Origin of the sequence: Flavobacterium sp. LC2016-23, from assembly GCF_009674775.1 — a bacterium.
In the GTDB taxonomy this organism is placed as follows: Bacteria; Bacteroidota; Bacteroidia; order Flavobacteriales; family Flavobacteriaceae; genus Flavobacterium.
The window spans coordinates 58128-83066 of record NZ_WKKE01000022.1 but is presented as its reverse complement, the minus strand read 5'-3'; the positions used below and the strand labels follow the sequence as shown (position 1 = coordinate 83066).

The 24939-nt window shown below is 34.4% G+C and carries 23 protein-coding genes; 7 read left to right on the top strand and 16 right to left on the bottom strand.

Annotated elements, in window-relative coordinates:
• The first annotated feature begins 40 nt into the window (after nt 1-40).
• A complete protein-coding gene (locus GJU43_RS18075) occupies nt 41-2755 on the top strand; it encodes a T9SS type A sorting domain-containing protein (RefSeq protein ID WP_154342590.1) in 2715 nt (904 codons plus the stop codon).
• Nucleotides 2756-2838: 83 nt separating this feature from the next.
• Here the strand turns inward: GJU43_RS18075 and GJU43_RS18070 are convergent, their stop codons facing one another.
• The gene (locus GJU43_RS18070; RefSeq protein ID WP_154342588.1) at nt 2839-3366 is read right to left on the bottom strand and encodes a biopolymer transporter ExbD; all 528 of its coding nucleotides are present in this window, start codon (nt 3364-3366) and stop codon (nt 2839-2841) included.
• 209 nt (nt 3367-3575) lie between these two features.
• On the opposite strand from GJU43_RS18070, the gene GJU43_RS18065 reads away from it, so the two are divergent.
• Nucleotides 3576-4130, top strand: a complete 555-nt coding sequence (locus GJU43_RS18065) for a fasciclin domain-containing protein (protein WP_154342586.1) — start codon at nt 3576-3578, stop codon at nt 4128-4130.
• A 77-nt stretch (nt 4131-4207) separates the two neighbouring features.
• On the opposite strand, the gene GJU43_RS18060 is transcribed toward GJU43_RS18065, so the two are convergent.
• The 5 genes from GJU43_RS18060 to GJU43_RS18040 all read right to left on the bottom strand — a co-directional run bounded on the left by GJU43_RS18060 (nt 4208) and on the right by GJU43_RS18040 (nt 9080).
• On the bottom strand, nt 4208-5053 hold the full coding sequence (locus tag GJU43_RS18060) for a DMT family transporter (RefSeq protein WP_154342585.1): 846 nt from the start codon (nt 5051-5053) through the stop codon (nt 4208-4210).
• Between the two features lie 129 nt (nt 5054-5182).
• Nucleotides 5183-5323: an SsrA-binding protein gene (locus GJU43_RS18055; protein ID WP_154342583.1), complete on the bottom strand. Its 141-nt coding sequence runs from the start codon at nt 5321-5323 to the stop codon at nt 5183-5185.
• A 171-nt stretch (nt 5324-5494) separates the two neighbouring features.
• Nucleotides 5495-7333, bottom strand: a complete 1839-nt coding sequence (locus GJU43_RS18050) for a M56 family metallopeptidase (protein ID WP_154342581.1) — start codon at nt 7331-7333, stop codon at nt 5495-5497.
• Nucleotides 7334-7339: 6 nt separating this feature from the next.
• Nucleotides 7340-7708, bottom strand: coding sequence for a BlaI/MecI/CopY family transcriptional regulator (locus tag GJU43_RS18045; RefSeq protein ID WP_154342579.1), 369 nt, complete (start codon nt 7706-7708; stop codon nt 7340-7342).
• Between the two features lie 154 nt (nt 7709-7862).
• Entirely contained in the window at nt 7863-9080 is a 1218-nt protein-coding gene (locus GJU43_RS18040) for an MFS transporter (protein WP_154342577.1), read from the bottom strand.
• Nucleotides 9081-9177: 97 nt separating this feature from the next.
• On the opposite strand from GJU43_RS18040, the gene GJU43_RS18035 reads away from it, so the two are divergent.
• The 5 genes from GJU43_RS18035 (at nt 9178) to GJU43_RS18015 (ending at nt 12904) form a co-directional block, all read left to right on the top strand.
• Complete coding sequence (locus tag GJU43_RS18035) at nt 9178-9777, top strand: DUF1684 domain-containing protein (protein WP_154342575.1); 600 nt, start codon at nt 9178-9180, stop codon at nt 9775-9777.
• Nucleotides 9777-10424, top strand: coding sequence for a TatD family hydrolase (locus GJU43_RS18030; RefSeq protein ID WP_154342573.1), 648 nt, complete (start codon nt 9777-9779; stop codon nt 10422-10424). Before GJU43_RS18035 ends, GJU43_RS18030 begins: the two co-directional genes overlap by 1 nt.
• Before the next feature lie 74 nt (nt 10425-10498).
• Nucleotides 10499-11215, top strand: a complete 717-nt coding sequence (locus tag GJU43_RS18025) for a ThiF family adenylyltransferase (protein WP_154342571.1) — start codon at nt 10499-10501, stop codon at nt 11213-11215.
• Between the two features lie 110 nt (nt 11216-11325).
• On the top strand, nt 11326-11988 hold the full coding sequence (locus GJU43_RS18020) for an HAD family phosphatase (protein WP_154342569.1): 663 nt from the start codon (nt 11326-11328) through the stop codon (nt 11986-11988).
• A gap of 73 nt (nt 11989-12061) precedes the next feature.
• On the top strand, nt 12062-12904 hold the full coding sequence (locus tag GJU43_RS18015; protein ID WP_154342567.1) for a DUF2911 domain-containing protein: 843 nt from the start codon (nt 12062-12064) through the stop codon (nt 12902-12904).
• A gap of 107 nt (nt 12905-13011) precedes the next feature.
• On the opposite strand, the gene GJU43_RS18010 is transcribed toward GJU43_RS18015, so the two are convergent.
• The 10 genes from GJU43_RS18010 to GJU43_RS17965 all read right to left on the bottom strand — a co-directional run bounded on the left by GJU43_RS18010 (nt 13012) and on the right by GJU43_RS17965 (nt 24840).
• Nucleotides 13012-13689: an MCP four helix bundle domain-containing protein gene (locus GJU43_RS18010; protein ID WP_229655078.1), complete on the bottom strand. Its 678-nt coding sequence runs from the start codon at nt 13687-13689 to the stop codon at nt 13012-13014.
• Nucleotides 13690-13812: 123 nt separating this feature from the next.
• Nucleotides 13813-14301 (bottom strand): hypothetical protein, encoded by a 489-nt coding sequence (locus tag GJU43_RS18005; RefSeq protein WP_154342565.1) that lies wholly within the window; start codon nt 14299-14301, stop codon nt 13813-13815.
• A gap of 95 nt (nt 14302-14396) precedes the next feature.
• Complete coding sequence (locus tag GJU43_RS18000; protein WP_154342563.1) at nt 14397-16127, bottom strand: sodium:solute symporter; 1731 nt, start codon at nt 16125-16127, stop codon at nt 14397-14399.
• Nucleotides 16128-16248: 121 nt separating this feature from the next.
• Nucleotides 16249-18780, bottom strand: coding sequence for a PIG-L family deacetylase (locus GJU43_RS17995; protein WP_154342561.1), 2532 nt, complete (start codon nt 18778-18780; stop codon nt 16249-16251).
• A gap of 154 nt (nt 18781-18934) precedes the next feature.
• Nucleotides 18935-19453, bottom strand: coding sequence for a hypothetical protein (locus GJU43_RS17990; protein ID WP_154342559.1), 519 nt, complete (start codon nt 19451-19453; stop codon nt 18935-18937).
• A 224-nt stretch (nt 19454-19677) separates the two neighbouring features.
• The gene (locus GJU43_RS17985) at nt 19678-21504 is read right to left on the bottom strand and encodes a hypothetical protein (RefSeq protein WP_154342557.1); all 1827 of its coding nucleotides are present in this window, start codon (nt 21502-21504) and stop codon (nt 19678-19680) included.
• Between the two features lie 78 nt (nt 21505-21582).
• Nucleotides 21583-22683: an AI-2E family transporter gene (locus tag GJU43_RS17980; protein ID WP_154342556.1), complete on the bottom strand. Its 1101-nt coding sequence runs from the start codon at nt 22681-22683 to the stop codon at nt 21583-21585.
• Nucleotides 22684-22794: 111 nt separating this feature from the next.
• The gene (locus GJU43_RS17975) at nt 22795-23325 is read right to left on the bottom strand and encodes a mechanosensitive ion channel domain-containing protein (RefSeq protein WP_154342554.1); all 531 of its coding nucleotides are present in this window, start codon (nt 23323-23325) and stop codon (nt 22795-22797) included.
• A gap of 11 nt (nt 23326-23336) precedes the next feature.
• Nucleotides 23337-23921, bottom strand: a complete 585-nt coding sequence (locus tag GJU43_RS17970; RefSeq protein ID WP_154342552.1) for a Maf-like protein — start codon at nt 23919-23921, stop codon at nt 23337-23339.
• Nucleotides 23914-24840: a geranylgeranylglycerol-phosphate geranylgeranyltransferase gene (locus tag GJU43_RS17965; protein ID WP_154342550.1), complete on the bottom strand. Its 927-nt coding sequence runs from the start codon at nt 24838-24840 to the stop codon at nt 23914-23916. Before GJU43_RS17965 ends, GJU43_RS17970 begins: the two co-directional genes overlap by 8 nt.
• Between the last annotated feature and the right edge of the window lie 99 nt (nt 24841-24939).

Genomic DNA, 24939 nt, shown 5'->3' with positions numbered 1-24939 from the left:
TTATCTTAAAAAGTTACTTTTGTTTGAAAATTTGAACACTATGAAGAAAATCTACTTTTTGTTTTTTGCTTTTTATTTTTTTAATGGTTTGAGCGCGCAGAATGTGAATATTCCAGATCCAACATTTAAAGCTGCATTAATTAGCAATAAAATTTTATGTAAAGATGTAAATGGAGACGCGATTTACATTGATAAAAATAACAATGGAGAGATAGAAATTAATGAAGCCTTGAATGTTTATCAATTAATGGCCAATAACTGTTCAATAACTGACTTAACAGGAATAAATGAATTTAAAAATTTGACATTGTTGCACTGTTATGGCAATTCAATTTCAATTCTTGATTTATCAGCTTTAAATAATTTAGACACTGTTGATTGTAAAAATAATTTAATTACAAATCTTAATATCCTTAATTCCCCTAAGCTTAATTTTTTGGATTGTTCAAATAATAAGCTGACCAATTTGAATCTTACCAATGCTAAAAATTTGGTGTCACTTGAATGTGATCATAATTCTCTTTTAAATATTGATTTCGATAATGAAAATTTAAATATTTTAGAAGTGTTAGTCTGTAATAATAATTCTATAATAGGTTTAAATTTGACAAATTTTTATAAGTTGTGGCATATCGAATGTCAAAACAATTCTTTAAAAAATTTAATTTTGCAATCGGGATCTAAATTAATGGAATTAAATTGTAGTCAGAATCAATTAACAAATTTAATTCTGTCAGATTTACCAAATCTTATCACAATGAATTCTTATGATAATTTGTTGACTTCCGTAACTTTAAATAAATTACCAGGAGTAATAGATTTAATTCTGTACAAAAATAAACTCACCACTATAGATCTATCCAATTTAAATAAAAAAGATAATAAATTAAATAGCCTTAATCTAGGTACTAATTTATTAACAAGCATTAATTTGGGTTCAATAAAATACCTGACTTCTTTTAATTGTGCAAATAATAAATTGACCAATTTAAATTTTTTGCCAGCTTATGAAGGAGGAGATTCTTTTAATTGTTCATTGAATTTAATAGATTCTATTACTATAACTGTTCCAGCAAGTAAATTTTATTGCAGTAATAATCCTCTTACTTCTTTAAATCTATCAGGATATTTGGAAACTTTTGATTGCACTAATACATCATTACAAAGTATTGAATTATCGAATGTAAGAGGTAAAGCTACTTTTGACGTTTCTGATAATAAAGAACTTACATTTTTTAACACAAAAAATGGTTACGTAAATTCAGGCAATTTGTATAACTGTCCAAAAATTAAATTTATTTGTGCTGATGATGATGAAGTTACATATTTGCAAAACTCCATTAACAGAGCTGGTTATACCAATCTTGCAATAAGTAGTTATTGTTCGTTCACTCCGGGAGGAACATACTACGTTATTCAGGGCAATCATAAATTAGACAGTAATATGAATGGTTGTGACGATCAGGATATAGTTGTTCCTAATTTAAAGTTTACAATTAATGACGGAGTGAAAACTGGTACTATTATTTCTAATTTTTCCGGAAGTTATTCGATCCCTGTTAAAGAGGGAACTCACACAATTACTCCAGTCTTTGAAAATCCAGATTATTATACCGTTTCTCCTACTAATCTTGCGGTTAGTTTTCCAGCTCAGGCGAGTCCGTTTGTTCAAAATTTTTGTGTTACAGCTAATGGTGTTCATCAGGATTTAGCGGTTTCGCTTTTGCCTATTACCAGAGCGAGACCAGGTTTTGATGCAAAGTATAAATTGATTTATAAAAACAAAGGAAATCAAATACAATCTGGCTCGGTAAATCTAAATTTTGATGATAATGTTTTGGATTTGGTTGTTGCTAATCCTTTAGCTTCAACACAAACTATGAATAACCTATCGTGGAATTTCTCTAATTTGAAACCATTTGAAAGCAGAGAGATTGCTATTATTTTGAAATTGAATAAACCAACAGATAGGCCTGCAGTAAATAATGGTGATATCTTAAAATTCATTACCACTATTACTTCTGAGACAGTTGAAGAAACGCCATTAGATAATACCTTTGTTTTGAATCAAACCGTGGTGGGTTCTTATGACCCAAATGACAAAACCTGTTTAGAAGGCGCTGTCATTACACCAGGTTTAATAGGTGAGTACGTGCATTATATGATTCGTTTTGAAAACACAGGAAGTTATCCCGCACAAAATGTTGTGGTGAAAGATATGATTGATTTGAACAAGTTTGATATTTCGACTTTAATTCCAACAAGTTCAAGTCATTCCTTTGTAACCAAAATTTCTGAAGGAAATAAAGTTGAATTTATTTTCGAAAATATTAATCTGCCTTTCGATAATGTCAGTAATGATGGTTATGTGGCTTTTAAAATCAAAACAAAGCCTACACTTGTTGTTGGAAATTCGTTTACCAATGAGGCTAATATTTATTTTGATTACAATTTTCCAATTTTAACGAATAAGGCTGTTTCGACTTTTAAAACGCTGGGCACCCAGGATTTTGAATTTTCGAACTATCTGACATTGTATCCGGTTCCTGTAACTGATATTTTAAATATTCATACTGCAAAATCTATAGAAATACAATCGCTCGAAATTTACGATATTCTGGGGCAAATTGTTATCGCTGTTCCCAATGCACAATCCGTCTTAAGTGTTGATGTTTCGAAGCTTAGAACTGGGAATTATTTTCTAAAAGTAAAGTCTGACTTAGGAAGTTCAAGTATGAAATTTATCAAGAAATAGATCTTGATCTTAAACAAAAAAATCCCACAGCAATGTGGGATTTTTTTTGTTTACATATTTTTGTTTCAGCTTTTAGAAAGGATTTATCTGGCTGCCAGTAGTTTAGATTCCTCGGGAGTAAAATCATTAACAATTGCATAGGTATCAATTTTTGTAATTGCCATTTCATCAAGAATGTCAACTAAATTTTTAAAGTTGCATTTTTTACTTGGTTTTATGATCACAATCGCGCCTCTTCCGGATCGTCCTTTATAACGTGAATATTCATATTCGTTTTTATTTATCATTAAAAGCTCTTTACGAATTCCATTTTTACCATATTCTATTTCTCTAGCAGGGAGTATCGGGCTTGCTAGAATTCCCATATAAGAAACTAATTTATTATTTTCACCCAGTAGTATTGTTATTGTTCGGTCTTCACCACAACCACGGCCCCAACGACCACAAGTCCAACCATTGTCAGGCAAACTTAAATCTATACCTTTTGGTTTTGACAATTCAATTGTCACCATAAAAAAGATGATCAACAAAAAAGAGACGCTAACCATAGCGGTTAAGTCAACTCTGGTATTTAACTTTTTACTTCTAACTTTTCGGGGCAGGTTTTCCATAATGAATCAATTTCTGACTAAGTTATCGAAAAAAGAGATATAATAAAGGGGCGTATTCTAAAAATATTTAAAAATAATTCCAACCAGTAAAGCCTTGTTTTACAGTGTATTTTTAGGATAATTCGTAATTTTTTCTACTTTTTTATTTTTTTTCTAAAACCAAAACAAATAATACAGCGTAAATGAGCTTATAACTTAAAATATTAATTATGAAAACTAGAAAATTTTTAGCCGTAGCAGTATTAGCATTAGGATTTGGATTTACATCTTTTGCTCAAAAAACAGTAATGGTTGGTGGAGCAGCAATGTACCCAACAAAAAACATTGTTGAAAATGCTGTTAACTCAAAAGATCATACCACTTTGGTCGCTGCCGTAAAAGCTGCAGGATTAGTAGAAACATTACAAAGTAAAGGACCATTCACCGTTTTTGCCCCAACAAATGCAGCGTTTGACAAGTTGCCAGCTGGAACTGTTGAGACCTTATTGAAACCGGAAAACATCAAAACATTGCAAACTATTCTTACCTATCATGTTGTAGCAGGAAAAATGAATTCTTCTGATATTGCAAAAGCAATAAAAATGGGTAAAGGAAAAGCTACTCTTAAAACAGTAAGTGGTGGGACTCTAACAGCCTGGATGGATGGAAAAGATTTATACATCAGCGACGAAAGCGGTAATAAATCTAAAGTGACAATTGCAGATGTGAACCAGTCAAATGGTGTGATTCATGTAGTTGATACTGTATTGTTGCCTAAAAGTTAAGCAAAGGCATAAAGCACATAAAAAAACCTGTAAATAGCATTTACAGGTTTTTTTATATCATAATTTGATTATATATTTTATCTTTTAGCCGTTAAAGTTGATCCTGCTGACGCAATAACGACACAGACAACCGCTAAGATTTCATAAAAATTCAGTTGTTCCTGTAAAAAAATAAAGGCGCAGATAGCTGCTGCTGCAGGCTCTAAACTCATCAGAATACTAAAAGTTCGCGGAGGAAGCTGGCCTAAAGCTTTCATCTCGAGTGTAAACGGAATTGCACTTGAAAGCAGAGCCAACGCTATTCCCAATCCCATAAGTTTTGGAGTAAGATTCACCAATCCGTTTTCATAAAAACCGAAAGGCAGAATTAAAATGGAAGCGAAAAGCATTCCGATAGAAACGGCTTCACCGCTGTTCATAATTTTGGAAACTTTCCCACCCAGAACAATGTAAGTGGCCCAAAGAGCTCCAGCCAAGAGTGCAAACAACACTCCCAAAGCATCTATTCTGGTATTGGTCCAGGGCGCTATTAAGATAATTCCTGCTGCTGCAAGCAATACCCAGCAATAATCGACCAAACGTCTTGATCCGAATATGGCGACCAAAAGCGGTCCAATGAATTCTAAAGTAACGGCCAGTCCAATTGGAATTCTTTCGATAGACATATAAAAAATTAAATTCATTGCACCTAAAGTCAAGCCATACGGAATAACGATTTTCCATTGCTGTGCTGTGACTTTCCATAAATTAGGACGGTAAGCTAATAATAAAATTAATGCAGAGACACCAATTCGTATAGATGCCGTTCCTGCCGCGCCAAGTGCCGGAAATATGGTTTTTGCAATTGCAGCACCACATTGCACACTTATGATAGCCAAAAGGACTGCCGGAACGGGAGGGAGGTTAAATTCTTTGTTTTTCATTGTAATTTTAGACTGAAAGGCAAAACTACAAATTACGGAACAGAAAAGACTTTGAAAGGGGTAAAAAGGATACATATTATACTAAGAATGTATAATATGGTTATAAATTAGAAGTAATATTACAAAAAATTAATCTAAAGCACGTTTCGTTACATAATAGCGATACCCAATAAGCGCCATTTGCCATTTTTTTGCTTTAGTAATATCTAAACCCTGTTTGGTAAAACTGGGTAAAAGGACTTTATTTATTTTAGCTAAAATTTTAAACATGAAAGGTTTATTTTTTTCAAAGATATAAAAAAGACTTTGCTAAACAGCAAAGTCTTTTTGTATATTAGAAATATAGATTTTATAAGGATGCGACAATTTTAAAAACGAACAAAAACGATGTTATAAAGAGTGCTGTCTTCATTTTAGTGTTGTTTATAAGCTGCTAAGCGTTTATTTTTTTGCCATTTCTTTCTGTTGTCTGGCCATATCTTTTTCGTGCTGAATCATATCTTTTTGATGTTGTTTCATGTCTTTCTCCTGCTGCTTCATATCTTTCGCATGTTGTTTCATATCTTTTTCATATTGCTTCATGTCTATGGCATGCTGCTTCATATCTATTTGATACTGTCTCTTATTGAAATTAACATTTTGATTGTTTTGCTGGTTAAATTTTTCCATATCAGCATTGAATTTCTCCATGGCAATGTCATATTTCTCCATTTCTTTTTCAAAAATAGCTTCACGTTTTGACATCACTTCTTCAACTTCTTTTTCGTAAGCAGTCATGTCCGGTTCAAATGCTTCCATTTTTTTCTCGAATTCAGCCATTTCTTTTTCGAATTTTTTCATGGCTGCCTTATCGTTCACATTTCCGGGATGTGTTGGTGGTTTTGGCATATTGGCCATCGCTGATGCGGGAACCTGTGGCATAGGACCACCTGGAAAAGCAGGAGGTGTAGGTGGTGTTGGCGGCGCAGGAGTACCAGAAGTACCGGGAACATCAGGGGCATTGGGAGCATCAGGAGCTTCAATATTTTCAACTTCGTTAATCTCAGCTTCCGAATCCTGGGCGTCAGCCTTATCATTGTTTCTTATTTGTTCGTCATCCGAAAAATTAAAACTGATTTTACCGTTTTTCTCTTTAATAACAATGATTCCGATTTTTTCAATTCCGTTAGTCGATTCGGATCTTTTTACTTTAACAGTTCCTTTTTTATTCTTCAATTCAATCTGAATGGAAGTGATCTGGTTATTAGAATCTCTTTTCAATCCGGAAATAATAGCTGTAATCTGATGCTTTTCTTTTAAAATATTTAGTCTTTCCTCAATTTCCGCATCCGTAGTCGTTTTGGAAATATTGAATACATCCATAGACTCTATCCCTTTAGGATCAATGTTGGTAATGGATTCTGTAACTTTCTCCTGTGCAATTGTTTTAACCTGAAATAATAAAACAAAAGCTAGAAGTGCCGGAATTATGGCATAATACTTTAAATAATTCCTCTTTTTTGATTGATTTTTGTTTAACATGACAATTCGTTTTTTGATTAATGATTGATAAAAATGATTGGTGATTGCAACACAGCTTTCATGTGCTGTTATTTTTAAAAGCGTGTACTGGTACGCTTTTTTGTCGGATATTTTTTTGGTGGCTTCGCTATCGGCAATAAATTCAAGATTTTGAAGAATAGCCTTTTTATAAAGCCAGATAATGGGATTGAACCAAAACAGCACACAAAAGATTCGTGAAATCAAAACATCAATAGTATGATTCTGATCGCTATGTACTTTTTCATGCTCAATAATACTCTCTAACTCTGAGGCGCTGTACAGTGATGAGTTGTACACGATATAATCAAAATAAGAAAAAGGAGCGATATTTTCATTGGTATCGATAAACTTAAAATCAGCTTGCTGGTGTATTTTTTTGCCTTTTAAAACCGAATTCAGGCTGTAAAAGTCTATTCCGAATTTGACCAGAAATGCTGTAAAACCAAGTGTGTAAATGGCAAGAGAAACCAGATTCCAGTCGATTTCAAAAGACTCTTCCTGTGTAGCATGCGGGGTAAAAGCAGGAGAGTAGGCCATATTGGAAACCGGAACAGGATCGATCCATACTACTTTAGTATACACTAAAAAAGGCAATACCACAGCTGTAATCAGGCCGGCTAATAAAAACCATCTGTTACTGTTAAAAAAAGTTTCTTTGCGCAGTAATAAATAGTAAGCAAAGTAAAACAAAGCCAGTAGTCCACTTGATTTTGCGATAAAAATGAAAAGTGCTTCCATAAACGGTTATTTTTCTTCTTTTGGATTTTCGATCATAGCCAGAATTTCGCGTAATTCTGCTGCAGATATTTTTTCTTCTTTGGCAAAAAACGAAACCATACTTTTGTAAGAGCTATTAAAATAATTATCAATAGCCGTACTCATAAACCCTTTTCGGTAATCCTCGATAGTCACAATAGGATAATACTGATGTGTGTTTCCAAAGGCATTATGGCTTACATAGCCTTTTTCCTCCAGATTGCGTACAATAGTCGAAAGTGTATTATAATGAGGCTGATCTTCAGTTATTTCTGCCTGAACTTCTTTTACGAATGCTTTTTTAAGCCTCCATAAAATGTGCATGATTTCCTCTTCTTTGTTCGTTAGCTTTTGCATGTTTTCTAATTTTAATTCAAACCTACAACTATTTTTCTAGTTACACAACTATAAAAGTAGTTATTTAACTAAATTTTCAGTTTAAAGCATACGAATTGCTCTTCAATTTACGGTTAATAAATTGAAAATAAACATCTTAAGTCAGTAATAAAATTTAAGAAATTTTTTCGTCCAGCAAAGCTTTCCTGATCCAAAAGCAGCAAAAAGTAGCCGCAACTCCAATGCAGCCCATAAAAAGCCAGTTGATCTGATACCCCATTCTGGAAATAATTTCGAAACCAACCTTAGAACTTACAATATGTGCGAGACTAAAACTCATGGTATAAAGTGCCATATATTGCCCTTCCTGACCTCGTGGTGCACGGCTTAATGCAAAAGCATTAGAGAACGGAAAGGTTAGAATTTCGCCAATAGAAATACAAATCATGGCGATTACTAATATTCCGGCCCAGATATTTATCAGTAATAAAAAGAAACTGAGAGACATAATAAACGAGCCGAGGATAATAATCTTTATTTTAGGAAAAGCTTTCCGTTCCATAAAACCAACGGTTGGCATTTCTAACGCAAAAATCAAAAGACCGTTTAGCGTCATTAATAATCCTGTCTGAAATTCACTTAAGCCAAATTTCTCATTGTGATATAAAGGTAAAGTGGTAAAAAGCTGAAAGAAAATCATGGCGGTTACAAAACTTACGAATAAGAAAACCCAGAATATAGTATCATGAAAAACCGATTTTACCGATTTAGCGCTTTCAACTTTATCCTCATGGGTTACTTTTTTCTTTTCTTTTACTAATAGTGCAAAGATTAGAATGGAGATAATACAGGAAGATCCATCTACCCAAAATAATCCCTGATATCCAATTCCCATAATAATCAGACCTCCTAAAGCAGGTCCGGCAGCAAAGCCAAGATTTACTGCCAAACGTACTAAAGTCAAAGCACGTGTTCTGTTTTCCGGTTTGGCGTAAGCTCCCAAAGAAACAAACATGGCCGGTCTGAACATATCGGCAATTACCATTAACAGAAACATGGCGGCGCATAATGCCCAAAAAGTAGTGATGTATTGTACAAAGAAAAGTGAAACCCCACTGGTAAATAAACTAAAAATCATAATCTTATAAAACCCGATTTTGTCTGATAGTTTTCCACCCAGCCAGGAACCCAGCATCGATCCTAAACCAAAGGAAACCATAATCCACCCCACCTGATTATAGGTAAAATGAAGGTCTTCTTTTAAGTATTTGGACAAAAAAGGAAGCACCATAGTACCGGCACGATTAATAAAAGTGACAAGTGTAAGTATCCAGATTTCTCTTGAAAAGCCTTTGAAATTATTGATGTAGTGGGTAAAAGCGGTCTTGAGCATTATAAAAAGGTTATTTGCAACAAAGTTAGAAAACTTTGTAACGCAGATCGGTTGTTGCTTTGTTACTTTTAAACTATTTTTGCATAAAATTTCCAAGATGAAAAAAATTATTGCATTTGTTTTACTGCTGGCTTTTAATTTAGGCTTTAGCCAAAAGAAATTTGATAAAAGTGATGCCGAAAAATTTCAAAAGACTATTAATGCCGAATATGCTGACGCTAAGACGAGTCCGCTGATGGCAGAAGATTTGAAGTCATTTAAAACTTTAGATTTTTATCCGGTTAACAGTAAATATTTCGCAAATGCAAAATTAGTAAAAGCGAAAAACGAAAAGGTTTTTGAAATGAAAACCACGGGAACAAGAACACCAAAATACATTAAATACGGAACTTTATATTTTAAGATAGATGGTGTTGCATTGCAACTGAATGTCTACAGAAGTATTGATCTTTCTAAAACAAAAGAATATAAAGATCATTTGTTTTTACCTTTTTCTGATTTGACTTCCGGTAAAGAAAGCTACATTGGAGGAAGATATATTGATTTGAAAGTTCCGAAAGGGGATACCATCGCAGTTGATTTTAATCAGGCGTATAATCCGTATTGTGCTTATAATCATAAATATTCCTGTCCGTTGGTTCCGTTGGAAAATGACTTAAAAATTGAAATCAAAGCGGGAGTTAAAGCTTTTCATTAATGGATTTTTTTAATTTTCATACCCATCATTTCACGAACCAATCTGATATTTTGGAACTGGTGAATCAATATCCCTGGGAATTTGATGCTTCAATTCCGTTTTACTCCATTGGAATTCATCCCTGGTATATTTCACAAGACAGAATTGATGCCGATTTGAAAATTACAGAAGAAAAATTACAAACTCAAAATTGCCTGGCGATAGGTGAATGCGGGTTAGATAAACGAATTGAAATCCCACTGGAGCTGCAAACTTCAGTTTTCGAAAAACAATTGATTCTTGCCGAAAAATATAAGAAGCCGGTTGTGATTCATTGCGTAGCAGCTTTTCAGGAACTAATTGCAATTAAGAAAAGAATGAAAATAACGGTTCCGATGATTGTACACGGATTTTCGAAAAACAGTCAGCTTGCAGAGCAGCTTATAAAAGAAGGCTTTTACCTTTCTTTTGGAAAATATTTACTGCGAAACCCGGAATTAAAAACTGTTTTCCAGCAAATCCCGAATGACCGTTTTTTTCTCGAAACAGATACCGTTGAAGAAACAATACAAGAGGTTTATGAATTAGCATCAAAGTACAAATCTATAAATCACAATGAATTACAAGGTATAATTTCAAGTAATTATAAAAGAACATTCCATAAATAAAACAAGGTATTCAGCTAAAAAAAAACTGAAACCTGAAAAATAAAAACATAAAAATTAAACAAAAATAGAGAGATATGGCAGAGTGGACAGAAAGAGCCGAGCTTTTATTTACCAAAGAAGGATTAAAAAACCTGCAAGACTCCAATGTTTTGGTGGTTGGTTTAGGTGGTGTCGGATCATTTGCAGCTGAGTTTCTGGCCAGAGCCGGAGTAGGAAGTATGACCATTGTGGACGGTGACGTAGTGGACATTACCAATATAAACAGGCAGTTACCGGCTTTACATTCTACAGTTGGGGAAGCCAAAATCAAGATTGTGGGAGATCGTTTAATGGATATAAATCCGGAACTAAAACTGACGCGTGTTCAGGAATTTTTGTCTCCGGAGCGGGCCTTTGAAATCGTTTCGCCGGAGTTTGATTATGTTTTGGACTGCATTGACAGTATTACGCCTAAACTGAATCTTATTTTTGCAGCAAAACGCAAAAGGGTAAAAATCATAAGCAGTATGGGTGCAGGCGGGAAGATGCTGGCGTCTAAAGTGAAAGTGGCGGATATTTCGAAAACGATAAACTGCTACTTTTCCAAAACAATCCGTAAGCGTCTTAGAGAAGCTAAAATCAACAAGTTGAAAGTAGTTTTCTCTTCTGAAATCCAGGATACCAAAAGCTTAAAACTGACAGATGGTAAAAATTTCAAAAAATCATTCTACGGAACCAACAGTTACATGCCCGGATTATTCGGTCTTCATGCTGCCGAAACGGTAATTAGACATTTGCTTAAGAAGGAGTAAGTCTCAGTCTCAGTTTTCAAGTTTAAAAAGTTGAAAAAGCTACCGCAAGCCATAAAACCTGAAACAAAAAAACAAAAATAAACCTCAGAACCTTTGCACCTTAAAAAAGAATGATAAAAACAGTAATTTTTGATATGGATGGTGTTATTGTAGACACAGAACCCGTTCACCGTTATTCCTATTACAAACAATTCGCTGAATTGGATATTGATGTGTCGGAAGAAATGTACACTTCGTTTACGGGGTTTTCCACGCGTAATACCTTTCAGGCTCTAAAAGGATTTTTTCCAACCATAGAGCAGGAAGTAGAGGATCTGATTCAAAGAAAAAGAAATATTTTTAATGATGCTTTCGATACGAAAGAGGATTTGTACCTTCTTGAAGGTGTAGAAGATCTGATTAAAGATTTGTATGCGAGCGGAATTCAGTTAATTCTGGCTTCTTCAGCATCAAAAGTAACAATCGAACGTGTTTTTACGCGATTTAAGCTGCATTCCTATTTTACAGATATTGTAAGTGGTGAAGATTTTCCGCAGTCAAAACCCAATCCGGCTATTTTTTTGCATGCTGCTTCGTTATCAGTCGCTCCAAAGGAAAATTGTATCGTAATTGAAGATAGTACGAATGGGGTTAAAGCAGCCAAAGCCGCAAACCTCTTGTGCATTGGTTACAACAGCCATCATTCTAAATTGCAGGATCTGTCCACTGCGGATTTAATTATCAATGATTTTAAGGAATTAAATGCTGAAAAAATATCACAGTTGGGTTCCTGAATTATATAAAATTTAACATTTGTTCGCTAATTGAATTTGTAAATTTGAACAAAACAAATAAACTTAAGACTAAATGAAAAAACTAATTATTGCTTTAGCCATTATTCTGGCGCCTTTTGTCTCGGAAGCACAGGTGAAAACACCACAAGCGAGTCCAAAAGCATATATCAAACAAACCGTTGGCTTAACGGATGTTGAAGTTACGTATTCAAGACCGGGTGCGCGCGGAAGAGCCGTATTCGGAAACTTAGTTCCTTTTGGAAAATTGTGGAGAACCGGTGCAAACGAAAACACGATCATCAGTTTTAGTGATGATGTAGTGATTGATGGTAAAACATTAAAAAAAGGAAAATATGCAATTTATACCATTCCTAAAATTGAAAGCTGGGAAGTAATTTTTTACAGTACGACAGACAATTGGGGATTGCCTGAAAACTGGAATGATGCCAATGTAGCTTTAAAAACTACCGTTAAAGAAAATGCTTTACCAACTCCCGTTGAAACTTTTACTATTGGAATTAATGGTTTAGATCCCAATTTTGCTTTTCTTGAAATCGCATGGGAAAACTCACATGTAGCTTTAAAATTTGAAGTTCCGACAGCAAAAACAGCGGTAACAAGCATTGAAAAGACTTTGGCAGGACCAACAGCAAACGATTATTTTGCTGCATCACAATACTTATTCCAATCTAACGGAAACATTACAGATGCCAGAACTTATGTCGATAAATCTTTGGATATGAGTGCTGATAAACCTTACTTTATTTTAAGATTAAAATCATTAATCCAGGCAAAACAAGGGGATAAAAAAGGAGCTGTTGAAACAGCAAAACTTTCTTTAGCTGCTGCTGAAACCGCTAATAATCAGGATTATGTAAAAATGAACAAAGACAGCATTGCTGAGTGGAGCAGATAAGAGATTCTTTGAATCTTTGAAATTCCAAATACTTAAATTCCAAAATATAAAAATCCAAATTCCAATTTATTGGGATTTGGATTTTTTTATAACTCATAACTCATAACTCAATTCAAACTAGGTGGTTCCGGAACCCGGATTGTTTTTTTCTTTTTTATAATTAATAAGTAGAATGTAATACCGCCCAGGATAATAAGTAAAGCAATCTGAAGCTGTCCGAGGTTATTATTTCCGTTGTACATTTCATTTGCGGCTTTTAATTTTGCTTTTCCTTCTGTAATCTGAATCTCAGATAACAATTCTAAAGTATTTAAAGCTTCATCACCTGATTTTGAAACCTGCTTCCAGTCATTTTTTTGAGATTGTGAGTCGATTGTTTTACACGAATTTAAAAAAGCCTTAAAATACGTTTTCTCTTTTGGCGTCAAAACAGTTTTACCGTATAAATGATCTATGGAATGAATAATCTTCAAGGTATTGATAATTTCATTCTCTTTAATACTATCATTCAGATCTGGCTGTTCTGCTTTCGCTTTTATAGCATGAAGCTCTTTCGAATACTGAAAAATATAATGTGCCACAACCAGCCTATCGTTGTAAATGGTATTGATATTTTCATTGACATTTTTCGAGTTCTGCAGCGTATTGAAGTTGCTAAGAATAATGATAAGCATCACAACAAGCAAAATGAAAGCAGCTTTGGTTTTGTTGCTGTATTTTTTTAAATCTTTCATCATGATGCTTTTATCAAGGGTTAATTTCTCAAAGATATATAAATTTAGCATCAGGATTTAAAGTACAAATAGTCACTTCTTTTTTTTTAGATTTTAGAAATGCCATAATAGTATTAAAGCTACAAATAAGAATTTAGAATACAATACAGCAGCCAGAAGCAAATAATATTTCAATCATTTATTTTGATTTAATAATCTGCTTGTTTCTTTATTTATAACATCAGCAGCCCTTGAGAGAAAATAAGGACTTGAACAATCAGCATAGCTGATATAAACCAGATGATTGTCATCTTCAATATTTTCATTTTCACGCATCGCTTTTGTATAACTTTCCATTCCATTAATCATACGAACAGGATTTCCTTCACGATAAAGTTGTATTGCAATTCCTCTTAATAAATCCTCTCCTGCTAATTGTATATCTTTTTCAGGAAATGATAATAGCATCATACAATACATTAAAGAACATAAATTTGTTCTTTTAAATTGAGGATATTTCTCAAAGATAATTGAACCCTGATTTAAATTTTCAAAACATTTAGTGTATAGTTTTTGTGAAATTGAGTTGTCTTCATATATAGTATCTGCAGAACTTTGACCCTTAACATGAAGACAACAAGTAAATAAAACAATTAAGATTAACTCTCGGGATATAATTTTCATGAAAGGATAATTCTGAATTAATATTTATATTTTTCGAATATAAAAAAATCAATTAAATCAGCAGAATATATGTGCTTTATATAGAACCCCCTAAACTACAATTCATTCATTTCAAGTTCATTTCTCTTAAAGACCAAAAGCTGCATTAGTAAGGACAAGACAATAGTCAAAATAGCACCGATGAAATTAAGCCATAAGTAACCCAGTTTTTCCTGTCCGCTAGGATAGATGTAAATCATGAAATAATAGATTACAAAAATGGTGATCTGACTGATAATAGCACTGTAGAACATTGCTTTTGCCTGAACGCGACGCAGGTAAAAACCAACTAAGAAGATTCCCAAAACGGTTCCGTAAAAGATAGAACCAATTATATTGACCAACTGAATCAGGTTTTCAAACAAGGTACCTACGCAGGCGAAAAGGATGGCAATAATTCCCCAGAACAGTGTAAAAAACTTGGTAGCGTTTAAGTAATGCTTCTCCGATTTTTCGGTTTTCAGATTCCGTTTATAAATATCAATAGCTGTGGTAGAAGCCAAAGCATTCAACCCTGATGCTGTCGATGACATGGCAGCAGAAAGAATCACAGCCAGCAATAATCCGATGAGTCCTTTTGGTAAATAATGTAAGATGAAGTGAAAAAATACATAATCTTTATCGTTGGTCTCACTGTTGCTGTCGGCTTTGGTGATAATTTCCTTAGCACGGTCCCGCAGGTCTTTTTCTTTATTGGATAATGCCACCAGTTCTTTTCTCAAAATCGGATTGTCATAATCCTGGTTCAACTGATCAATATACAATAAATTGATTACTTTTTTATCTTCAGAAAGCGTAATCAGTTTTTTTTCTAAAGCATGATACTCTTCTTTAAAAGCAGATTTCTCAATAACAATTTTATTGTTTGGATTAAAGTTTAACGGTACCGGATTGAATTGAAAGAAAACAAAAACCATCACTCCTGTAAGCAGAATAAAAAACTGCATGGGTACTTTTAGCAAGCCGTTCATGATCAGTCCCATCTGACTTTCCCGAACTGATTTTCCCGATAAATAGCGTCCTACCTGAGACTGATCGGTTCCAAAATAGGCAAGTGCCAGGAAAAAACCACCGGTAATTCCACTCCAGAAGGTATACTTTTCTTCCGGATTAAAAGAAAAATCTACGATATTCATTTTATCATTTGCTCCGGCAATATGCAGGGCACTGGTAAAAGTCATATCGTTTGGCAGGTAATGAAGGATCAGGAAAAAGGTGATAAACATTCCGGTCATAATCACAAACATCTGCTGTTTTTGAGTTACGTTTACGGCTTTTGTTCCACCTGAAAAAGTATAGATGATCACCAGTAACCCAATTATGATGTTCATAAAGGTCAGATTCCAGCCTAGAAGTGCCGACAAGATAATCGCCGGAGCATAAATGGTAAGCCCGGTTCCCAGACCTCGCTGTACTAAAAAGAGTATTGCCGCTAACGATCGGGTTTTGATATCAAAACGTTTCTCTAAAAATTCATAGGCTGTAAAAACCTTGCTTTTATGATACAGCGGAATAAAAGTAAGACAAATCACTATCATGGCAATTGGCAATCCAAAGTAAAACTGCACAAAACCCATTCCGTCATGATAGGCCTGTCCCGGAGTCGACAGGAACGTAATGGCACTTGCCTGAGTAGCCATTACCGAGAGCCCAACAGTATACCAGGGGGTTTCATTATTTCCTAAAATGAAATCCTCGACATTTTTACTTCCCTTGGTTTTCCAGGAGCCGTACCCGACAATAAACAAAAGTGTAACAATAAGTACGATCCAGTCAAATAGTTGCATAGGTTATGAGTATAATTGCATGATTAGGAAAAAAATCAGAATATAAACAGCGTTTGCTACCAAAACGTAAGTGTAGCTTTTTTTCCATTTTTTTGTTTTTTTATCTTCCATCTTTGAATAGTTATTTCTTTAATTCCTGTTTTGGAGCTTCTATAGGCTGTTTTAGTGAAATGATATTCGAAAGCAGTCGGTAAGCACCGGCAACCCCTTCAGGCAATTCCCTGAAAAAACTAAGACCGGTGTAAATGTAATATCCTTTTCCATAAGGCGCTACTAAGAGGGCACCATTTTTTGGAGATTCCCCTTTGTCATGTGAGGATAGAATAGGAGTGAAGGCGGCGTCATACTGGTCAGGATAGTACAAGCCTTGTTCCTGTGTCCAGCCCTCAAAATCTTTAGTGCTGATCTTATTCGGAATATTTAAAACAGGATGATTTGGTGCCAGGAACGTAATTTTCGCATTTTCTTCCGTTACACGATCATTTGATATTTTTAAGGGATACGGTGCAATCTGATCGGTTACGGTTTTGCCGTAAGTATTGTACTGAACAATCATATTTTTACCGCTTTTTACAAAATCAAAAAGTATTTTTTGCTTGTTGGCTAAAGCATTAACTGTGTTGTAAGCACGAACTCCTGTAATGACAGCATTAAACGAATCCAGTTTTTCAGGTGTGATTTCTTCCGGTTTCAAAATAGTTACTTTATATCCCATCTGGGCAAGACTTTCAGGAACTTCATCACCTGCACCCATAATATATCCGATTGTATTTCCTGAGGTCTTCAGATCAATTCGGAGGCATTTCGATTCTGCAGATTTTAAGACCATTTGCTTGGTAATGTGACTGTAATCTATAATTGTTACGTCTTTGTCAAAATGTTTATTATCAATGGTCACAATGCTTTTTGCAACGGCATCTTCCGGTTGAACAGGTGCAGTCACCTCAAAATAAAAGGTTTGTTCCATTCCCTTTTTTTCCAAAGCAAACGGAATTTGTTTTGGAGAAACCAGCCAGTCATTCGGCAATTCTAATTGTAGGTTCCCTTTGATGTCATCTTTTCCGGCGCGGACTTTTACAGGAACCATTTTACTTTTGGTATCTTTAAATATCAAAACTTTTTCTAAGATTGAAGTGGTAGCTTCGGGAACAATATCAAGAAAATTATACATTTCGCCTTTAACGCCATCGTTGTATTTGTAAGCGACGATTCGTTCAAACGGAATTTCAACACCATTGATTTTTACATTAAAAATAACTTTTGCTTCTCTTATAATATCCGGTGTTCCAATAATCTCCTGATTCGATACGGTATACATTCCAACACTGGCTTTTTCTTTTAGCCAATACGGCTGTGTGTATTCAATTGTAGCGGGAAGCTCAAGCTGAAGAGTGGTTTTCAGGTCATTATTATTTTTTAAAATAGTGTTTTGCACTGTATTTTTATGGTCCGGAAGTGTAGTCACGCTTGTTAATTCCATTTCAACAGGAGATCTGTTAATGGCTTCAAGGCTTAGTTTAACTGTACTTCCGGGTGTTGCTTCCTGTTCGCTGGCAACCGCTTCGAGATATAATCCGGAGCAGGAGGCTATAATATTTTTAATTGCGGCAGATTTCAGGTTTTTCCAGTGATCGTCTTCCAGAGATTGGATCATGGTATAGGCTTTTACTAATTCGGGAATACTTGCTGATGGATTATTGAAATCATATTTTGTTATAATTCTGGAAATTAATTCTCCAACTGGTTTTCCGTTTTTAACACGGTTCCAGGTGGTATCAATTCCATCAAATAACTGATTGCGGTCTTTTGGGGTATCCCCGTTGATAAGTTCCAGATATTCCGTTTCATTTCCACGGGCACCGGTACTTCCAAATCCCTGAGATTGGTGACGGCTGCGGCTCAGTGCTGCAATTTCCTGATTGGATTTTCCGATTCCGGTATAATAGACACCTGTTTCTAATTTGGTGAAATTGGATTTACTGGCGGCATCAAATATTTCCTGACTTCCGTAAAACCACCATGAAGTATTGAAAAACTGACGTTTTACCTGCCACGGCTTCACATATTTTAACTGTTCCGGGTATACTTTCGGGTCATTTGTTAAATTAAAACTTTCTACACTTAACATGGCAGAGGAGGTATGGTGCCCATGTGTTGTACCCGGAGACCTATGATCAAATCGGTTGATAATGACATCGGGCTGAAATTTTCGTATGGTCCAGACCACATCTGACAGTACTTTGTCTTTGTCCCATATTTTTAAAGTTTCATCCGGATTTTTAGAATAACCAAAGTCGTTGGCTCTGGAGAAAAATTGTTCTCCGCCATCTATTTTTCGGGCTTCAATTAATTCCTGGGTTCTTATAACACCTAATAATTCACGCAATTGCGGACCAATCAAATTCTGACCTCCATCGCCACGTGTTAAGGACAAATATCCTGTTCTGGCGTTTACCTCATTTGCCAGATACGAAATCAGACGGGTATTTTCATCATCGGGATGTGCAGCAAGATACAATACCGAACCCAAAAAGTTCAGTTTTTTGATCTGATTGTAAATTTCTACAGAATTAGGTTTTTGTGGTTGTTGTGCAAAAGAAATGAAAGTTCCAGCTAAAAAAATAAAAAGTATCTGTATCTGAATTTTTCGCATAGCGTAATTAGGTGTTTTGAAAGAGCTTCAAAAATACTAATTATATTTTTGAAGATTATGTAAATGAAATGTTAATGCTTAAAATTTATAGTATTAAAACAATAAAAAAGAGAGTATCATTGTAATGATACTCTCTTTTTTATTTAGAAAATAATTATCTTCTTCCCGGTCCGTCATGGTCATGATCCCTGTGATGATCATCATGTCTGTCATGTCTTTCGTGTCTATCATGTCTATCATGATGTCTGTTATCTCTATGATCTTCATGACGATCATTGTAAACATAAACGGGTCTTGGTCGGTAAGGCCTTTGAGGAGCACCATGATACCCTTTGTAATATCTTACTTTGTGTCTGTCGAAATAGGTGTAAGGAGTTCTGCCGTGGTAATCTGTTAAAACAACTTTGTAACCGCCATATAGATCATAATTGCGATATTGTCTTGGTAAACGCGCAGTTCTGATCCATCTTCCTCCTCCAAAATAAATAAATTGCGAAGCTCTGACATCATAATACGCTTCAATGTCGGGTAAATAATAATACTCCATTTCGGAATAACCTGACGGACCCCAGGCGGGAGGTGTTCCAATGTTTACATTTACAGATACTTGTGCATTTGTGGCGTTTGCAATCAAAAGAAATAGTCCCGCAATTGCTATTTTAATTGTTTTCATTTTTTTAGTTTTTATGTTAATTATAATCGTATTTACCGATATCCATATACTGTGCCAAAAATAAAAACTAAATGTATTTTAACCGATTAATAAGGTGCTTTATCGATTAAATATCCTGAAAAAAAACGGAAAATAATTGATTATTAACAGGTTGTAAAAAGTTGATTTTTTTTTAGAAAAATCACTTTTTAATCAAAATATAAAGGAGGATTATGACCTGAAACTTATTTATACTCTACAACTCTTGGTTTTGCCAGTTCAAAATTTTGTAAACCATAATCTGTAGTTTCAAAAGTATTGGTTTTGGTAATATTATCGCCTTGCAGCGGAATAGTAGGATAGTAAGACAATGACAATTGAAAAGAACTAAAAACAAGATAATCATTACTGATCACTAAACCTAAGGTGATTTTATGATAGGGTTTACTTCTAAACATAGGATCATTTTTGCTTCCGAGCAGTGCTGCGGTATAATTAAAAAACGGATTCATACGAAATCCCCACAGCGCATGAGGCGCATAGGTTTGTGTCTGTAGCGACAAAAGGACCTTGCTGGTTCCGTACAAAGCAGTGTTAAAACCAGCCAGTCCTTCACGATCATTAATATTCAGCTGATCGCCAATAATATCAACGCGATTTATACCCAGAACAACTTTGGGATTAATAAATTGTCTTAATTTCCAGTTTCCGATACTATATAGTTTTGTAAAATAATTAGATTCAAACAATAAAGTGGTCTGATAAGTTTTAGATTGACGGAAGTATGTCCCTGCTTCAAAATTCATACTCAGAAATCCCAATCTGTAATAATTACCAAAAGAAAACTGAGCGCCAACGTAAGGCCGCCAGAATGTATTTTTATACTGGTAGCCCAATGTTATTCCGTAAATCCTTCCTATCGGCACATCTTCGGTCTGACCATTTCTAAAAATATAATTATCCTTTATAAATTTTCGGGTATTAATTCCCACACCGCTTAAAATTAGTTTTTCATCCGAATAGTAATCTGTCGCGTCAAAATACCTGGAAGGGCTTTCTTTATAGTCAATATTCAGAAAGCGTCCGGATACAATTAAGTTTGTAATTCCGTTAGGCTCATCTTCAAAAACTTTTGCTGCTTTTCCTGCCCAAAAATCCTGAAAATCATATTTGAAAGGCTGGAAAGAATATTGTAAGTCCGGAGCCTGTAAGCTGTCTCTTCTGAAGCTTTGCCCCAATATTATTCCACCTGCCCATTTGGTTAGAGGAGAATAAAATGCCCTTTCGACAGCAACACTTTTACTGTAATTATTGTCGAGATCCATATTGTATTTTAATGTCGTGCTTATAAAAGTATTGACAATATTCGGAACTGTATAAGTAACATCATTGGCATTTGCACCATCTTCAAAACGATTGGTAAAACGATAATCTAATTGCTGGCCTGACCCGAAAAAATCCTTTTCTTTCATCCCTACCGAAATTTTATTGCTTGAAAAAGACAATCTTGGAATGGTGCTCCACGAGTCTAAAACGCGTATGGTAACATCAATTGAATCAGATTCTTTACTCACCAGCTTTCTTGAAATCTTTACAGCTGTTACATATTTCTGAGACCTGATAATACGCTCACTTTCAAGTATTTTATAGGCGTCATAAGGAGTGTTTCTTTTAATAAGCAATAAGTTGTAAATGGCTATTTTTTTTGTTTTTAAATGCAGTTTATTCCCCGTTCTTTCTCCCCAGTTTCTTGGCATAGCCGTTGAATCTACAACTGAATGTCCAAATGGGTCTAAGGTAATTACATTTATTTTGCGGATAATTTTTCCGTCGTAATTGGTAGTGTCTTTGTCTATGATCTCAGCCTCTCTTTTGCGGGGTTTCTCTGTTCTGAAAAGCCATTTATGTAACGTTTTGGTGAACTTGCGTTTTTTAGAATAATTCTGAATTTTTTTATAAACCGCTGCGCTGTCTCTTGAGGTTTCTTTCCTGGGTTTTTCTACTTGTGCGCATATGCTTTGCAGACAAAAGCAAAGTAAAACAGAAATTACTATTTTTAGTTTTCGATACATTCAGCTGTATTTTGACTTTTACAAAAGATTAATATGAATGTAAGATAAATATTGCTGATATCTACATTCTGTTAGTATTTAATTTTCAGATTTTACTTTTCTAATTCTCCAGATAAACCTTTTAGGCATATGATTTCCCATCAAATAGCCCCAGGGTTCAAGTGATTCAATTCTGTCAAAAATAATTTTTAAGATGGCCAGAAGCGGTATGGCCAGAAACATGCCCGATATTCCGGCTGCCGCCCCGCCAATTATGATTCCAATGATAGATACAAAGGCATTGATTTCTACCTTAGAATTTATAATTAAGGGAACAAGTACATTATTGTCAATCAATTGGACTATAAGGTTTACAATTAAAATTCCAAGTATCATTGAGGTTTCTGCGGAACCGGTCAGCGAAGCCAAAATGGTAATGATTCCTGCGGCTGCAATACCGATATAGGGTATCAGATTTAATATTCCTGTTATAAGTCCAAGAAGTATAAAATATTTCACACCAATTATCCAAAGTCCTAAACTTGTTAAAACCGATACAATAATCATTTCTAAAATTAAACTTATAATATAATTATTGATTGAAAGCTTTATCTGAGACAAAATGTTTTTTAGTGCGGCATGATTTTCTTTACTGATTAATTTCACCAGGAAAAGAATAAAATGGTCTTTATACAATAAAAATAGAAAAGTATATATTGGTATAATCGTGCAGTCTAAAAGAAGATCGCTTATTGATATTATGGCAGAGCCCAGTGTTGCATTTCCATTTTTAACAGAATCCCGGGTTACATTATCAATATACTTTTTCTGTTCACCAGTACTAACGTTGAAATTGTCTTTGATAAATTTATGAATATCAACAATGAAAGCATTTGCGTTCTTTTTAATGGTTGCAAAATCATTGGCCATATCGGTGACTTCGTAGGAAATAAAAAGTAAAATACCAATAATAAAGGAAGCAAAAAGAATAACACAAAGTATGGATGCAAGATATCTGGGGAACTTAAGTTTTGTGTTTAAAAACGTAAAGACCGGAAGCAATAAAACAGCAAATAAAAATGCCATTAGTACAGGCGTAATAATATCTTTCCCGATATAAAAAATAAAGGCAAAAGAGATTAAACTAATTAATATTAAACAAAGTTTTGCATAAAAAGGCAATTGTAGTGGTTGGTTCATTTTTTGGAATTTAGATATAAATCAGAGAGTTTGTTAAACAAATATTATATTTTATTTAAATAATAGTGTTTTAGCTTTTCTTCTTTAATTTATAAAATTCCCATTCAAAAGTTAATCAAAAAACTCTTTGTCTTCGTAGCGGACCGGCATAATTGAGATTCCTTTCTGCAGTAATAAATTATTGGGAAAAATAATTTTTTCGCCTTCTTTAGTTCTTAAATTGACATGAAAAGCACTAATATCTTCAATCTCGGCCTCAATTGGAAAATCCTTATCATGAATCTTTATAGTATCGCCGATTCTAAAGGGAAATGAAAAAAACAGAATCATTCCCGAAGTAATATTACTCAGAATAGACCATTGTGCAAACATCGCCACACCAATTACGGTTGCAATGGAAGAAACAGTGATAAAGATATCTTTGGTGTCAACTCCCCAAATTACAATCAGACTGATAATAACTAATATATTCATCAACAGATGAATGTATTTAATGACTAAGTTAGTCCGGTGCTCTAACAACTGACTAGAACTGGCATAACGACGAATTAACTTGGCAACAATCATCCTTAAAGCAACTAATGCAATAATAAGAATTCCTGTAGCTACTATTTCCTGACTATATTCTTTAAAAGAAAACATAAGTGATTTTTTTAAACTAAAGTACTCAAATATTCATAAACTTTAGCCGTTGGAAGTCCCATAACATTCGTGTAAGAACCTTCCACTTTGGTAACAGCCATAAAACCAAACCATTCCTGTATACCATAAGCGCCTGCCTTATCGTAAGGTTTGTAATTTTCTATGTAAAATAAAATGGCTTCATCGGACAAATCCTTAAAAGTAACTTTCGTAACATCATTTATAAGGGTAGAAGCAGAGTTGGTTTTAAAGCACACCGATGTAAAAACCTCATGTGTAGTATTGGACATCGATTTTATCATTTCAAAAGCTTCTGTTGCATCTTTTGGTTTCCCCAAAGCGCGATTCTGATGCCAGACAATTGTATCACTGGTTACCAGGATCTCATTCGGATTTAATTCCCCGTCAAAGGCATTGGCTTTTAAGCGGGCTAAATAATCCGTTATTTCAACTGCTTTTAATTCCGGAGGATATATTTCTTCGATTTCTTTAAGCCTGATTTCAAAATCCAAATCAAGGTCTTTAAAAAACTGTTGTCTGCGGGGAGAGCCTGAAGCCAGGATCAAAGTGTATTTTTTTAGTTTTTCTTTAAGCATTGTATTTTATATTTAGGGCAATAACCAGGATTGAAAGAATTCCGAAAAGCAGTATTAACTTTAAAACAGTACTTAAATGATGAAAATCCTTTTGAGATTTCGCACTGAATATTTTTACGATGAAATATAAAAGCGGTGCCAAAACAAAAGAAAAAGCATAAAAAGTAACAATGAAAAGATTATTTTCTACGAAGTATTTGTTGATATAAAAAAGGCAAAGAATAAAAGGAATTACAGCAAATCCCAGCGCAATTTTTGCAGCTCTGTTAATTCCGATTGCAATGGGCAGGGTATTCATCCCCTGGTTGTAATCTCCATTTACATCTTCAATATCTTTAACAATTTCACGAATGAAATTAATCATAAAAGCAAATAAGGCATAATCAATCAAAATGGAAAACATACTAGCCATTTGAGCCTGATTCTCGGCATTAGTAGCCGGGAAAAGGTCAAAAACGCCAATAATAATGACACTAAAGGATAACACAGCCGCTACTACAAAATTCCCTAAAATCATGATTTGCTTTAGTGATGTTGAATAAAAATAAAGCACAGAAGCAATCAGGATAAATATAACAGCAAAATTTGGCCGCATTATCACATTCGATAAATAGCAACCAATAGCAACACCGGTAATATTTAACCCGATATAAATATTATAAGCTGCAGTTTCGGAAATTCCTTTTCCGATCACAACATCATTGGGTTTGTTGATCGTATCTGTGGCAACATCCATAACATTATTAATTACATAACCCGCAGCCGCTATTAAAACAGTGCTCAGAACTAAGAGACCGTATTGCCAGTCCGCTAAAGCCAACGGAATATCCTGCTGTTTTAAAAAAGCATAACGAAATAAGAGCTGCATAAAAGCAAGCATCAGTAAGTTTTGATATCGAATGAGTTTGAGGAATTTCATTTTTTTTAAGGTTCTGAGTTTTTTTAAGGTTCAAAGGGACAGAGGTTCAAAGTGGCAAAGGTTTTTTTTAAGGTTCTAAGTTGCTAAGGTTCTGAGCTT